This window comes from Weissella minor (assembly GCF_001437425.1).
GTDB lineage: Bacteria > Bacillota > Bacilli > Lactobacillales > Lactobacillaceae > Weissella > Weissella minor.
This window is the reverse complement of record NZ_JQCD01000021.1, coordinates 44,329-59,716: the sequence shown is the minus strand read 5'-3', so window position 1 is coordinate 59,716 and position 15,388 is coordinate 44,329. Positions and strand designations below refer to the sequence as shown.

Here is a 15,388-nt window from a genome sequence, read left to right as displayed (position 1 = left end):
CTCCAGCATTTAAGTAAGTTCTACGGTTTCTTTAGCGTCGAATGAATAAATAAAACGTCTTGGATAAGGTAACCCTTGCGCCACTAAGGCTTGGGCATACAGATTTAGCTGACCACTATAACGCGCCGGCAAGATTTCACTAGCGGACTGTTTTCCGATATGGTCAGTTTTATAATCAAAGAGCCACACGGTATCACCAACCATGAAATAACCGTCAATAATTCCATGGACCAACACACGTTCATTCCCATTATAATCCTTATACAAGCTATTTGCATTCAGCAGTAGCGAGAACGGTACTTCTCGTTGCAAACTATCTGCATGCGCAACCATTTGCTGCCCTAACGCATTATCAGTAAAGAAACTCGCCACTTGCGCTAACTGCACTTTCTGCGCGACAGCTGCCTCAATTGATGCGGTCGCGACTAACTGATCAAGCAATTTTTGTAATTGCGCTAGGGTCGGTGCCCCCGCACTGAGGTCAGCTCGTTGCATAATCATATGCGTTGCCGTTCCCACTGCTGCTGCAGACACCTGATTAGTTTGCGTTTGCATAAATTGCGGTTGATCCAATTGGTCATTCACAAAACGCAAACCCGTTGTCCCTTCTGCAGAAAGGCGGACATCAGCACTTTGACGTCCTTGAGATAAGTCAGGATCTTCAAAGAGCCGCTTTAATTCAGAAATCGACTGATAAGCAGTTGCGCGCGTTGCTGCTTCATAGGGATAGTTAAAGTTCAGCACTTGTGACCAATCTTGAACGGCTTGTGCTTGATCTGTCAAATCAACTTCCATCACAGCTTGTGGTTCAGTTTGGTGACTCGCAATATTCTGTAAACTATATTGATTGAAAAATTCAACATCAAATTCAAAGGCATGCTTTTCTGGTAACGCTTGTTCAATCGTTGAATCAAACGTTGCGCCAACTTGGGCAAATGCATGCTGCATTTTAACATCGGCTTGTGGATGACGCATCAACGCCATCCCGGCCAAATCCATATACGACTTGGCATTTTTTCGTACCCAATTTGGTAGCATCCATTGCGTACCGAATGCACTCATTTGCCAAATGCGATTCAATTCGTCGACCGTCTTGTATGTACCAACAAGGTATAAATTCTGTTCAGCACGCGTCAAGGCCACATATAGTACACGTAACTGTTCCGCAAATGCACCAGCTTTACGCGCTTGCTTGACTAATTCACGTTGTGGTGTTGGGAGTGACAAATTATGAGCAGTATCTACATAATCAACACCTACACCAGCCTTTGCATCGGCCAAAATCGGACCGGTTGATTCATTTAACGACACCATTTGATGGGTGCTATTAAGTACAAAGACAATTGGAAATTCCAAACCCTTTGAATGATGAATCGTCATCAAATGGATGGAATCATCCGTCGTATTCGCGTCGGCTGCACTCAAATCCTTATCCTGACTCTGCAATTCAAGGACGTATTGAATGAATTGGTACAAGCCCACAAAGGATGACTTTTGATAACTAGCAGCGCGTTGATACAAGGCATGTAGATTAGCTTGCCGTTGTGCGCCTGATGGTAAACCACCGACATAATCCAACCAACCGGTCTGATTATAAATTTGCCAGATTAACGTCACAATTTGATTTTGCGTCGCTAAGCGCTTAAAGCTTTCAAGGTCATGCATAAATTGGGTCAAAACAGGCCGGACTTTATCACTTTGCGGATCAACACCCGCGATAGGCGCCTCAGTCTGCATCACAGTTTCAAGGGCCTGATAAAAATCATCTTGTTGGTTTTGCAGACGAATCCAGGCTAAGTCATTATCATCCAAACCATACAAAGGCGAATGTAAAACAGCCGCCAAAGGAATGTCTTGATGCGGATTATCAATAATTCGCAAAAGACTTAGCATCACTGAAATTTCGGTCGTCTGGAAAAAGTTTTCTGTCCCTTCAATCGTCACGGGGATGTTTTGTTCACCTAAAATATCCAAAACATCTAAGTTCTGATTTTTCGTTGGCACCAAAATCGTAATGTCCGAATACTTAGGGCGGCGCTTGGCCTGTGCTTTACGATCAAAAATTTGATAATCAGGGTCTTGCATAATTTGTTGAATTTTACGGGCCAATACTGTGATTTGACCACTCGTTCCATCAAATTGTTTTTGCTGGTCAACTGCAACCGTTGAATCGTCTGTTGCCTCAGCATCGCTTTCTTGCAAATAAACGAGTAAATTAGCTTGCTTAGCAATATCGTCTGGATAGTAATCGGCACCGGCGACCAATTCGGCATCTCCAGCATAGTCCACATCACCTAAATCTCGACTCATAATTTGCGCAAAAATATAATTAATAAAATTCGTCACATTCGGTTGTGAACGGAAATTTTCCTGTAGTGTAATCACTTCACTATCATCACGCTCTGGATAAGCCAATAATTTCGACCCAAATAATGTTGGATCAGCTTGTCGGAACTTATAGATAGATTGCTTAATATCACCAACTTGGAAGGTATTATCTGGCCCAGCAATCCGACTCAAAATGGCTTCTTGCAGTTGATTCGTATCTTGATATTCATCAACCATGACTTCCCGATACTGTTGCTTAAGTTCATTCGCAACCGCTTCTTGCTGAACAATCGCTAAAGCGAAATGTTCTAAATCATTAAAATCAAGCACTTTACGTTGTAATTTCTCAGCTAAAAATGCGTCCTGGAATGTTTTGGTCATCGCCACTAACTGTAACAAGGTTTTCTTAGCACCATCCATAGCGACTTTAGTTCCAGCAGAATCTAATACAAAATATTGATGACGCCACGCATCAACGTCATTATTCCGTTCCTTACGTTCTTTAGCAATTGGTGCCCAAGCGTCCTTAACAGGTGAATCTTTTGTAAAACGTGGTGCCTTGCCGGCTTCATTTTTACCAAAAGTCGCAAATTGCATGTTTAACACTTGCTGACGTATGGCATCAAAAGGCTGATCCGGATTTTGTAGCATCATTTGCACATCTTCTAATTGTGATAAATCATCCATTAAATTATGCAAACGGTTTTCAGCAGGCGCTTCATCATTCGTATCTGGCGCACCATCGACTGCCTGACGTGCTAAATCAATCATGCCATCTAAGTCTGCCACCATGCTTGGTAATAAGGCTTGCTGGTAAAATTCGCTTTGGGCAAAATCATCTGCTGATACATATGCATCAGGCAAATGATCTAACCAATCCAGTGTATCTGGACGTGCCATCGCAAAGTTAAATAGGGTAAACACCGCTTGCCGTAATTTATCATCACTTTGCGCATTCGTCTTAAATTGCGATACAAATTCAGCAAAGGGGCGACCTGGTTCTTGTTCATCCGCCTCATACACTGATTCTAATTGTTGTTGATAAACTTCTTGTTTAATGAGGGTATTTTCCGCATCATCGACTAAACGAAACTGTGGATCCAAATCAATTGTATAGTGATACTGTTCAATTAAACGCATCGCAAAGGCATGTAAAGTCGAAATATTGGCAACATTAATTAAGCGTAATTGCTTTAAGAGATGTTGCTTTTCTGCGCCGGTCGTCTCAGGTATGGCCTCACGAATGGCGCTTTCCAAACGCTCTTTCATTTCGGTAGCTGCGGCATTCGTAAAGGTCACAATCAAAAATTCGTTGATATTCTCGCCAGCCAACAATCTTTGTAACACGCGCTCAACTAACACACGTGTTTTTCCTGCCCCCGCTGATGCTGAAACCAATATATTTTTATCTTTATGTGAAATTGCCGCAGCTTGTGAAGATGTAAATTGCATTAATTCTCCTCCTCTTCAGGGGTATCATTTAAGTCTAGATGCATCTGCTTTAAGACGGCATCACGTTTGGTTGGATACTGTGAAATATCGCGGTAGGTATTTCCAAGCATCGCATCAAACAACATAACAGGTGCATAATCACTGTATTGCAAACCACTTGTTTGCTTATCGCGATATGGTAACAATGGAAATTCACCTTGCAAAATATGATTTGCAATATTTTCAATCATCCATTCGTTATAACGCACTAAAGTGTCAATCTCATCATCCGCGTAAGTTTCATGCCCTGCCTTCAATGACACACCATCTTTTTTAAAGGTAAAACCAAACAATTTGTCCATACCTTCAGGTGTATCAAGTGCTTTCAACAAATCTGGTGCATTTCGTAACACACCTGTGTAGCTACCACCTTGCGCATTTTCGGTATCAGCCGCTTGTTGTAATTCCGTAAAAGTGGATACCAACGGTAACTTGTCCCCACGAACTAATGGTGTTTGTGCATCAAAGAATGTTGCCCCACCAATTGGCATTGATTCAGCTTCAGCTAAAGCTGCCCAGTAGGTCATCAATTGTAGTTCAAGGCCTGACAATACCTTCTTATAATCAAACTTGCGCGCACTCGACTTATAATCGACCACCATCAAATATTGACCGCCGTCAGTTGTCACTTGGTCAAAACGATCAATCTTTCCGCGCACGGTGACTGAACCTTGATCCAATTGATACTTCACTGGTGGTAACCCGTTTTTACCAAGACCAAATCCAACCTCTGTCCGTTTTGTTTGCACACGCTGATTATCTGGTTGTCCCCGACGCATTTGCATTAAGTCATAGATAACTTGTTGATTTAATTGTGCAGTTAAATAACGCATCCGTGCTGAACTATTGAAAATGTCGAAAGTAATATCACCACTAGCCAACAACTGCTCCGCATATGCTTGAACCCGTTGTTGTAATTCAGCATCTTGCATTTGTCCAAGGACCTTATTTTCAGCAATTAATTGGTTAAATACCCCTTCAAACAAAGCATGTAGATAGGTTCCTTTTTCGGCCGGTGTTAAATCCATCACCTCACGCTCACGTAAACGCAAACCATATTGTAAAAAGAATTCATATGGATTACGGGCATAACTTTGGAGACGTGAAACTGAAGCCTTCAAATCCTGTCCAAACAATGCCGTAACCAAGTCCGAGCGAATTGGTGTTGCTTGACTGACATATTCTAGACTACCCATTAACTTTGTCGTCATCGTCGGCATGAGCTTATAAATCTGACTTTCTAAACGTTGCCAATTTGCTTGAACCGCCGTATGTTGTAATTTCGCTAGGCGCTTAACCATCACCAGATGCGCTAAACTACTTGCCGGCGTCCCCACGAATTGGGTCAATTGACCTAAACTTGGCTCTGGTAAAGCTAAGAATGTTTGCGTCTCCACTGAAAAACGGCTTTGCAAACGGTTAATATATGTTGATGCTTGTTGCGGCTTATCACCGTCACTACTTGCATACAACCAAATTAAACGTCGCGTCGCACTCATCATGGCACTATACATAAGATAGGGTTCTTGGGTCATTTCTTGTTCAGCAGTCCCCCGAATTTCGGTCCCAGCTGGTAATAGTGGTTGTAAAATATCACGATCTTGGTCATTTAAAATCGCTTGAGTTCTAATATTACTTGGTAAATTAGCACTTGTTGCTCCAAAAACAATCGTCGTATCATAATTGGCATTCTGCACAATTCCACTTTCAGACACACGAACTTGATCCATTGTGGCAGGGATACCCGAGTAACTCGCATTGTTAAAGCCAGCTTGCAACGCATCTTGTAATTCGGCTAAGGTCATTGCTTCTGTATCAAAAACAGTCACAAAATCATCCAAGACCCCAATAAAAGTTCGCCAAACCTGTTCGGGTTGTTGTGCTAAGTTCAAATCACCTTGTGCCACCGCTTCATCACGCCATGCTAACAATTGCTGGTCAACGCCTTGTGCTATCAAAAATTGATATAAAGCAGTAGCTAAATCACGCGCATTAGTCACTTGGGCAATTTGCTTCAAAAACGGACTAACAACCTGACTAATTTGTTGGTGAATTAATTCAATTTGTTGGTCTTTAGCTTCTACTCGCTCACGCACTGTATCATCATCCATATCTAGCGTTTGACGATCATATTGCCAGGGTGTGGTTGATTCAAAACGCCACACTGGCATATTTTTAGCTAAAGCAAAATTTTCAGTGAGTGCGAGCGCATCACGATAGCTCGCTAAATCAATATCAACCGGTCGCAACAATTCGGTCTTAAGTAATGTCATAACCGACTGTAAATTAATCCCCTTTGACAAACTTAATAGCGTGTCCAAAAAAGCGACGAACGGATGCTCGCTCATTGATAAGTCTGCGTCCATAAAGAACGGCACTTCAAAACGATTAAAGACAGCTGGCACAATATTTTGATAAGGTCCCAAATCACGTGCTAATAGTAAATAGTCACGATAACGATGCTCACCAGCTGCAACCTCTTGCCGAATTTGACGTGCCATCTGCTCAACTTCTTGATACAGAGAATTGGCCTGCCAAACTTGCAATTCATCTGCTGGAATTGCAGCAGCGCCTTGTTTCGTTTGGACACCAGTGCGCTCATATTCAGCCCAGAAATCTTCAACCGCTACCATTGTTTCACTCAACTGACGGCGTTGCGTCAATGGCGTCACCTGCGTGGGGATGTCCAAATTTTTGGCATAGTCAATCAAGCTCAAACCGAGCTTTTTGGCTGGTCGATACAAATCAGGTGTATCGGCCTGGAGCGTTAAATTATCAGTTGGCAAGCCCAATGTCACTGCCTGGGCATTCGCAATTAATGCCTCAGTCACACCACGTTCGCCCTGGGTCATCTGTGAATAGCGATTAATAAAGAACTGATGATGTCGCAAATTAACTTTGTCAGTATTCAAATACACCTTTAAAGCTAATAGTAAATCACTACTTAAATATTGACCTCGCTCTGCTAAGACGGCATCTAACTGGTCCCCAATCAGTGTCAAATCATGCAATTTATATAGCAATGTCTGGGCATTTTTTACATCACCTTGAATCGCTTCTAAATCCGATTTTTGTAGACCAGCCTGGCGTAATTCCATTAATTGGTCCGTAAACTGGCTCACGAATCCAGGCTTATTTAGCATTGATTTATACAATTGTAGGTCAGCTTGGTTCTTGCGTAACAACCGCTGTACCAGCATTAATAGTGCATCTTTGGAAACATTGGCTGTATGATAAATTGGGTCTTCACTCATGTAATACCATGCAAGTCGGCTCAATGAAAACACTTGAACGCGTGGCACCGACACTGCACCGCTGACATGGTGCATTAACTCTGCTAAGCGCTGTAAAACATTAATTTCACTTTCAAATTTAATATGGTTTGGGACAATATAAAACAATTCAGCCTGCGGATCAGACTCGAGCACCTGCTTCATTTTTTCAAGTAAGGCCAATTCATGGTCATAACTTGCAGGTCCGGTAAATATTTCTAACGCCATCATATGCCCTCGCTTCTTACTAGCTTTTGTTCTTTCATTTTACCAAACATCCAATTCCATCTCGAAAATAAAGACGATAATTCTTCCATTTATTGTAAAAAAAGATAATTCATCAACTTATATCTCATTATTATTAATTTTTTATATCAGAACATTAATTTTCTCTCATTTTAACTGATTCTGTAGTATAGTAAGATTCTATTATTTATAACTATATAACGTAACCGAGGAGATTTGCCTATGGAAGCCAAAATGTCTTTCAAAGATTATACACTTGCCGTATTAAACGGAAATGCAACTGCCGTGTTAGTTGCGCTAATGCCAGCTGCTCTATTAAATGGTATTTTATCTTTAATGGAGCCATCTAACATCACTGAAACGCTATCATTCATGGTCAATTTGGCCCAAACGGCTTTGCCCGTCATCGCCGGCATGTTAGTGGGGCTCTTATTGAAATTAGCACCACTTGAATCCGCATCGATGAGTTTAGCGACTTTGATTGGTTCAGGAATTGCGGTTGCCCAAAAAGGACAATTCGTCTTCACAGGGACTGGTGTCATTCTAAACATCATGCTAACGTCATTTATCGCTGGTTTTATTGCGATGACTTTGCAACGATACCTCGGCTCAATGCGTGTGATTTTGAATCCCACTGCCATTCTATTAACAGGTGGATCAATCGGCTTGTTTACCCTTCCTTATACACTCGCTGTCCAAACTTGGATTGGTGATTTAGTGGCTAAAAGTACTTCACTCTCACCACTATTGATGGGGATGACACTTGGAATTGCCTTTGCGATTTTGATTGTGTCACCACTTTCATCAGTTGGAATCGCAACAGCGATTAGCATCAGTGGTGTTGGTTCTGGTTCAGCGAACACCGGAATTGTAGCCGGAGCCATGACTTTGGCCTTGATTGGCGCTAGCGTTAATCCAATCGGAGGTACAATCGCCCAAGTCTTTGGTTCACCAAAGATTCAAATGGCTAATATTTTGGAAAAGCCTAAGCTCTTCCTACCCATTATTATTTCTGCTGGGGCCACTGGACTAGTTTCAGCTGCACTAGAAATTAAAGGGACAGCCTTCTCGGCTGGTTTTGGAGCCTCTGGTTTTGTCGGTCCAATTACCGCCTTCCAAGAAAGTACCGGCGCCAACATTGGTCTACGTTTATTAATTGTTTATATTTTCATGCCTGTTGGTATGGCTGTACTTATGCGAATCATCTTCGTTAAAGTCCTTAAATTAATCCAACCTTCTGATTTGAAATTACCAGAAGTTTAAAAAGAGCCTCTCATGATTGAGAGGCTTTTTCTTATGGTCAACGATAAACACATTGACTTAAGTCTGATATCAGCATACAATTCATTAGAAATAAACAAGAAAGATGATGTATTTATGAGAAAAAAATTATTATTCGGTATCTCCAACATTTCAATCTTGAAGTTACTCGTCATACTAATTATCTCCACTTTAGCCGCAACTGGCATCCAATTCGTTCGAGGTGATTTAATTGAATCCGCTGTATCATTTAATACAAATTCAGTAATTAAATATAGTGTACTTTACGGTTCCATCATGTTAGTTGAAGTCTTGTTTTACTACCTAGAGTGGCAATTTGAAAATAAATTAATCCGCAAGGTCACTTACGATTTAAAAAATAGTGTCTCTAACAATATCCTTAATCGTGATAAAAAAATACCCGAAAGTACCGTTAACAATGCCACCCAAATCATTAATAATTCAATTAACAGCCTAGAAGTTCCTTATTACCTATCTTGGTTTTCGAGTATTTATCTTGTTTTACGCGTTCTTTTCGTAACGACAGCCATTTTTTATATTAGTTATATTGCCGGATTCGTTATCATCGGCTTGATGATTATTCCTTTAATCGCCACGCGTCTTTTCCAAAAAAATATATCTGATAAGAAAAAACGTTACCTAGATAAAATTGGGACTAATTTATCCATGTTTGAGAATATCATTCAAAATTTTCAATATATCCAGATTTTCCATATCTCTGATTTTTTACGGGGTCAATTTCAGAAAAGTCTTGCTGAAGAACGTGATTTGGGGATTAAGTCACAAAAATATCAACTAACACTCAATGCAATCTACTCATTAATTTCATACACCTCAAGTTTTATGGCAATTTTTATCGCTGCACTCCTAATCGTCAATAAATCCATTACGATCGGTATGGCAATTACGCTTCTTGGTTTAATTGATCAACTGAGTTTACCGGTACTTAATTTATCTAGAAATATCAATGCAATTAATAGTACTAAGTCAATTCGGCAAGAAATCCAGCAAACAATTGAAAATAATCATCCTGATAAAACTAAATACACGTTTAATCAAACAATTATGGCCCACGACTTAGCTATTAATTTAGATAAAAAAACCTTAAACTATCCAGACGTAGAAATAACTAATCAGCATAGTTATTTAATCAAAGGAAAAAGTGGTATCGGTAAATCTATTTTCTTAAAGACACTACTGGGATTAACCGAACACGGACATGGTAATGTCTACTTTGATCACGAAAAAATTGATCTCTCAGGCAATGCTGATGTGTTTGATGATATCGTATATATTTCGGCAAGTAACACCTTATTTAATTTGTCAGTCATGGAAAACATTTTATTCGATCAACATCCAACATCAGAACAACGTGTACTTATGGAAAAACTATTACCTCAAGATATCTTGAATGCCCGTGATTCAGCATCACTCTCTTCTGGTGAGGTGCGTCGCGTACTACTATTGCGTGGATTATTAAGTGGTAAAAAGACACTTATTTTTGATGAACCCACTGCCAATCTTGATCAAACGACCAGTCAGCATTTCTGGAAGTTATTATTCGATTGGCAGCAACAATCACATGGCACCATCATTGTTGTTTCTCATACCATCGATGCTAAGACAGAAAGCAAATTTGATACTATTCTGAACTTCAATGACCTTGTCATCACAGATACACATTCAACCCACACCCACACTGCTTAATCGCGCAAATTTTGGCTTGTGAAACATAGATATAAAAGGAGAATTAACACTGTGAAAAATTTACTGGTTGCCTTTTGTGGGCTCGATGGCTCTGGAAAAACAACGCAACTCAATTTACTGGCCGATTGGCTTGAATCAAATCATGAACACATCTTCAAAACAAGACAACCGTGCGATTTTTATCGACAAAACGACAAAGTAAGAGCATATCTAGATGATGGTATTGTCACGAATATGCATGGTATCGCCTTGTTAGCAGCTGCCGATAGACAGTTCCACGTATCTGAGGTAATTGAACCCAACTTACAACACGGTCACGTTTTGTGCGATCGCTATCTCTACAGTTCGATTGCTTTCTTTAAAGCTAGAGGTGAAAGCGTCGACTATATCAAAGCCATCAACAAGGATGTTCCAGAACCTGACTTAACCGTTTTTATCGACATATCCCCTGAAGAAGCCTTACGCAGAATTGCGCTACGTGATGCTGGCCAGAAAACATTATTTGAAGAACAAGATACCAGTGTTTTCGTAAAAGTTAGGGACGCATTTTTAGAGAATATCCCAAGTAGCGCCCTTATCATCGATGGTACGCAATCTAAAACTGCTATTCACAATGAAATTACCAGTGAATTTGAAAAAAGGCGCTCATTCGTCTAAATTTTAATCAACATCATAAATAAAAAGCCGCTCAATATTGAGCGGCTTTTTTATTTATCTAACAACATGATTTTTACGACGGTAATAATAATAAACTGGCCAGCCGAGCCCAACCAAAATAATTGAAATAATCACACCCATAAAATCAGTCACGAACGTTGACCCAAGCACAAAGATTGCGCCCCCAATGGCCACCATTGGTGTGATTGGGTAAAGTGGTGTCTTAAACAATTCTTGATTGTCATTTGGTGTTTGACGATCTTTACGACGCAAAATGAAGATTCCAAAAAAGGCTGCCGTATAGAAAATCCAAATTGTGAAAATAGCAATATCTGACAAACGGTCAGCTGAATCAGTGAAGACTGCAATGACAGTTGTCATGGCTGCGACCGTTGCAATGGCATTAATCGGTTCTTGTGTCTTTGGGTTCAAATGAGACAAATACTTTGGGAACAATCCATCTTTGGCCATTGCATAGGCCATCCGTGGAAATGAAATCATTTTTCCATTCAATGTTCCCCACATTGAAATAATAATCGCAATACTTAAGGCACGTCCACCAAATTCACCGAAGGCCTTAGTTGCCATCGCAAAAGTGGTATTGTTTTGAAGTTGAACAATTTCATTTCCAGGTAATGTTCGATACGTTGCGTAAGTAACACCAACATATGCCAACACAATCGTGCTAATTCCCAAAATAATCGCACGTGGCATATCACGACGTGGATTCTTTAATTCACCAGCAATATTACCCAATAAAATCCAACCATCATACGCGAACAACGTCGCTAAAATCGCCATTCCAATGCCACCACGTGACGTTGCACTGACCTGCGCAACTGTTTGACCTAAGGCATTAACTTCTCCGAAAAACAAGCCATAGACAACCAATACCACAATCGGAATCATCTTGATTGAAGTCGTAATCACTTGGAAAGCTGCGGTTACACGATTTTCTAACATATTCAAAACCATGATGAACACAATGTAAGTAACCGTAATCCAACGTGCTGTTGATGTATCCCATCCTAAGAAATTAGCCGTTAGATACGCCGCATACCCTCCAATTGAGGCAATCACAGCTGGCGCATACACCACTACTTGCATCCAACCTGTTAAAAATCCAGCGGTTGGTCCAAATAATTCTTCAATATAGCTATATAAACCACCCGTTTTAGGCAAGCGATTTGCAACTTCGGCAATGGTTAGTCCAGCAGCCAAAGTAATAATTCCACCGGCAATCCATGCGACTAATCCCATGGTCGTACTTCCAGCTTGTTGTAATACTCCTGCTTGCTTAAAGAATACTCCTGACCCAATTACCGTTCCGACGACCATCGACAGGCCTGACATCAATCCCATTGAACGTTTCAGTTCAACTTGCTTTTCCATAACTTAACTCCATTCTATTTTTTTGGCAGAAAAAACACCCAACCTTAGATAAGATTGGGTGTATATCATTTACACAGTTATTGCCATTTCAAAAAGGCCCAATCACATATCGCATTTGAGTGTAAATTATTATTATTATTATTTACAAACTCAAATGCTAACATGTGTGTGCTTCCTTTCTTATTTGGCGTCAAGCTATGTTAGCATAGTTTAATTCTATAATGCAACTATCAGAAATGATTCTCATTTTCTGTATGTATATCAATATATACAAATAATCGTTAAACCAACTTATAGTGCATCCAAGCCTTGTGCCAAGTCTTGCTTTAAATCTTCAATGTTTTCGATTCCAACTGAAATTCGGACCAATTCATCCTTAATCCCATTTTCAAGACGAACTTCACGTGGAATTGAAGCGTGCGTCATAACGGCAGGTACTTCAATCAATGATTCTACGCCGCCTAATGACTCTGCAAGTTGGAACACGTGTAAGTTTTCAACAAACTTCTTTGTGTCTAGACCATCTTGCAATTCAATTGACATCATGCCACCAAATCCACGCATTTGCTCCTTAGCAATTTCGTAGTCTGGTGTTCCTGGCAAACCAGGATAGTATACTTTTTGTACTTTTTCATGATTGTTCAACCATTCAGCCAAAGCCATGGCATTCTCATTATGACGTTCAACTCGTAAAGCAAGCGTCTTTAATGAGCGTTGAATTAGAAATGATTCTTGTGGTGATAGCACTGCCCCAATTGATAATTGAATGAGTTTGATTTGATCTGCCACAGCATCATCACTCGTGACTACAAATCCAGAAATGGTGTCAGAATGACCACCAAGATACTTTGTACCAGATGCCATCACAATATCAGCACCCAAATCAAGTGGTGTCTGATTGTAAGGTGACGCAAATGTGTTGTCCACGACGGCCAAAGCGTTATGCGCATGTGCGACCTTAGTTGCTGCTGCAATATCAGTCACATGCAAAAGAGGATTTGATGGTGTTTCAAGATAAACCATTTTCGTGTTCTCTTGCATTGCTGCTTCGATGGCATCAGTATCAGCCGTATCAACAGCTGTATATGTGATTCCTAATTCATTTAAAATTGAATTAACCAAACGGAAAGTTCCACCGTACACATCATTTCCCATAATCAAATGGTCACCTGAATGCAAAAGCGTCATAACGGCATGCACCGCAGCCATTCCAGATGAAAAGGCAAAACCATGCTTACCATTTTCTAACGCAGCCATAACTGATTCTACGGCAAAACGCGTTGGGTTTTCACCACGTGTATATTCATAAGGTGCATCCCCGCCTAATTCTTGTTGGCGATATGTTGAAGTTTGATAAATAGCAGGTACAACGGCTCCAGTTGCTGGGTCATTTTGAATCCCACCATGAATTACTTTTGTCTCAAAATCCATTTCAAATACCTCTTTCTGTTATTTGCTTATTAATAGTAACTATACCATAAATTCAGGAAAACCCAAGTTCCCTTTGCTATTCTAACCAGTCATCTGCAGGCTAAAAGTTCATAGACATCAAAAAAAACGCCATCTAATTAAAGATAGTGTTTTTTATATGGTGTTAGATTGCTAAAAAATGTAACTACAAAACCTTCTCAGCCAAAGTCTTTTGAACCAATGATAAAGTTTCACCCGCTTTAAATTGTAGCGCTTCTGATGGTTCAACTTGTCCTGAAATCCAAATTTTTAGTTCGCCATCTAAATCAAAATGACCTGCTGTTTCAGTTGAAAACTTTGAAATTGAACGGTAACTAATTGACTTATATTCAATTTTCTTAGCAGTCATCCCTTGCTTATCAACTAAAATCAGACGCTTGTCGGTAAAAATCACTAAATCACGTACTAATTTGTACGCATGTTCAATTGTTTCACCATCAATCAATAATGGATCAATTTCTTTTTGCACTTCATTTACATTAATCTTGGTCGAATTCCCCATCATACCATCAAATAATCCCATATTACTGCTCCATTCTATGTTTAATAACTCTATTATATCAGTAATTTAGAACATAAAAGAAAGCAGTCCCATTTGGAACTGCTCGTATCTTTACAGATTTTCTCTAAAGCAATCGCCAAAGAGATCCGCTCACAAAATAAGTGGTTCTTTTTTACTTACGTGATTTGAAATACCCGATACATATCAATAATAATAAAATACTACCTAAAAAGCTGATCAATCGTTGCATGTTCTGCCCTGTTTTTGGCAACGTTGCATATGCTTCTGAGTTTTTGAGTTGTGCTACTTCCACCTGTGCTTGTGTCGTTGCAACAACCTTTTCTTCTGCTTGTTTTGGTAGAGCTGATTCTGGTTCAAGCAACTCTACCATTTCAACCGGTTGCTCTTCCACAACTTCGTTTGTGTGAACCTCAGGTTGTGTTACTTCAACTTGCTCACTTGGTGTTTCGACAATCTTTTCTTCCGCTTGTTGTGGTTGAACTACTTCTGGTTTAATCGGCTCTACCATTTCAACCGGTTGCTCTTCCACAACTTCGTTTGTGTGAACCTCAGGTTGTGTTATTTGAGCTTGCTCGCTTGGTGTTTCGACAACCTTTTCTTCCGCTTGTTGTGGTTGAACTGCTTCTGGTTCAGTCGGCTTTACCGTTTCAACCGGTTGCTCTTCCACAACTTCGTTTGTGTGAACCTCAGGTTGTGTTACTTCAACTTGCTCACTTGGTGTTTCGACAATCTTTTCTTCCGCTTGTTGTGGTTGAACTACTTCTGGTTTAATCGGCTCTACCATTTCAACCGGTTGCTCTTCCACAACTTCGTTTGTGTGAACCTCAGGTTGTGTTACTTCAACTTGCTCACTTGGTGTTTCGACAATCTTTTCTTCCGCTTGTTGTGGTTGAACTGCTTCTGGTTCAGTCGGCTTTACCGTTTCAACTGGGTGCTCTTCCACAACTTCATTCGTATGAACTTCCGGTTGCGTTACTTCAACTTGCTCACTTGGTGTTTCGACAATCTTTTCTTCCGCTTA

Annotated in this window: 9 protein-coding genes; 3 read left to right on the top strand and 6 right to left on the bottom strand. The window is 40.3% G+C overall.

The window, feature by feature from the left end:
* Nucleotides 1–9: 9 nt before the first annotated feature.
* On the bottom strand, nt 10–3,780 hold the full coding sequence (gene addA / locus IV67_RS02665; RefSeq protein WP_057786846.1) for a helicase-exonuclease AddAB subunit AddA: 3,771 nt from the start codon (nt 3,778–3,780) through the stop codon (nt 10–12).
* Entirely contained in the window at nt 3,780–7,319 is a 3,540-nt protein-coding gene (locus tag IV67_RS02660) for a PD-(D/E)XK nuclease family protein (protein WP_057786844.1), read from the bottom strand. Before IV67_RS02660 ends, addA begins: the two co-directional genes overlap by 1 nt.
* A gap of 240 nt (nt 7,320–7,559) precedes the next feature.
* Between IV67_RS02660 and IV67_RS02655 the strand changes: the two genes are divergently transcribed.
* Genes IV67_RS02655 through tmk form a run of 3 tightly spaced genes read left to right on the top strand, consistent with a single transcriptional unit; the run spans nt 7,560 to nt 10,982 of the window.
* A complete protein-coding gene (locus IV67_RS02655; RefSeq protein WP_057786842.1) occupies nt 7,560–8,600 on the top strand; it encodes a PTS sugar transporter subunit IIC in 1,041 nt (346 codons plus the stop codon).
* Between the two features lie 33 nt (nt 8,601–8,633).
* Entirely contained in the window at nt 8,634–10,325 is a 1,692-nt protein-coding gene (locus tag IV67_RS02650; protein ID WP_162261067.1) for an ABC transporter transmembrane domain-containing protein, read from the top strand.
* Nucleotides 10,326–10,376: 51 nt separating this feature from the next.
* Entirely contained in the window at nt 10,377–10,982 is a 606-nt protein-coding gene (gene tmk / locus IV67_RS02645) for a dTMP kinase (protein WP_083486648.1), read from the top strand.
* A 54-nt stretch (nt 10,983–11,036) separates the two neighbouring features.
* Here tmk and IV67_RS02640 read toward each other — a convergent pair whose 3' ends face one another.
* The 4 genes from IV67_RS02640 to IV67_RS02625 form a co-directional block, all read right to left on the bottom strand.
* Complete coding sequence (locus IV67_RS02640; RefSeq protein ID WP_057786838.1) at nt 11,037–12,374, bottom strand: APC family permease; 1,338 nt, start codon at nt 12,372–12,374, stop codon at nt 11,037–11,039.
* 291 nt (nt 12,375–12,665) lie between these two features.
* Nucleotides 12,666–13,805 (bottom strand): trans-sulfuration enzyme family protein, encoded by a 1,140-nt coding sequence (locus IV67_RS02635; protein ID WP_057786836.1) that lies wholly within the window; start codon nt 13,803–13,805, stop codon nt 12,666–12,668.
* A gap of 184 nt (nt 13,806–13,989) precedes the next feature.
* Complete coding sequence (locus tag IV67_RS02630) at nt 13,990–14,367, bottom strand: PH domain-containing protein (RefSeq protein WP_057786834.1); 378 nt, start codon at nt 14,365–14,367, stop codon at nt 13,990–13,992.
* Nucleotides 14,368–14,518: 151 nt separating this feature from the next.
* Entirely contained in the window at nt 14,519–15,310 is a 792-nt protein-coding gene (locus tag IV67_RS02625; protein WP_057786832.1) for an LPXTG cell wall anchor domain-containing protein, read from the bottom strand.
* Between the last annotated feature and the right edge of the window lie 78 nt (nt 15,311–15,388).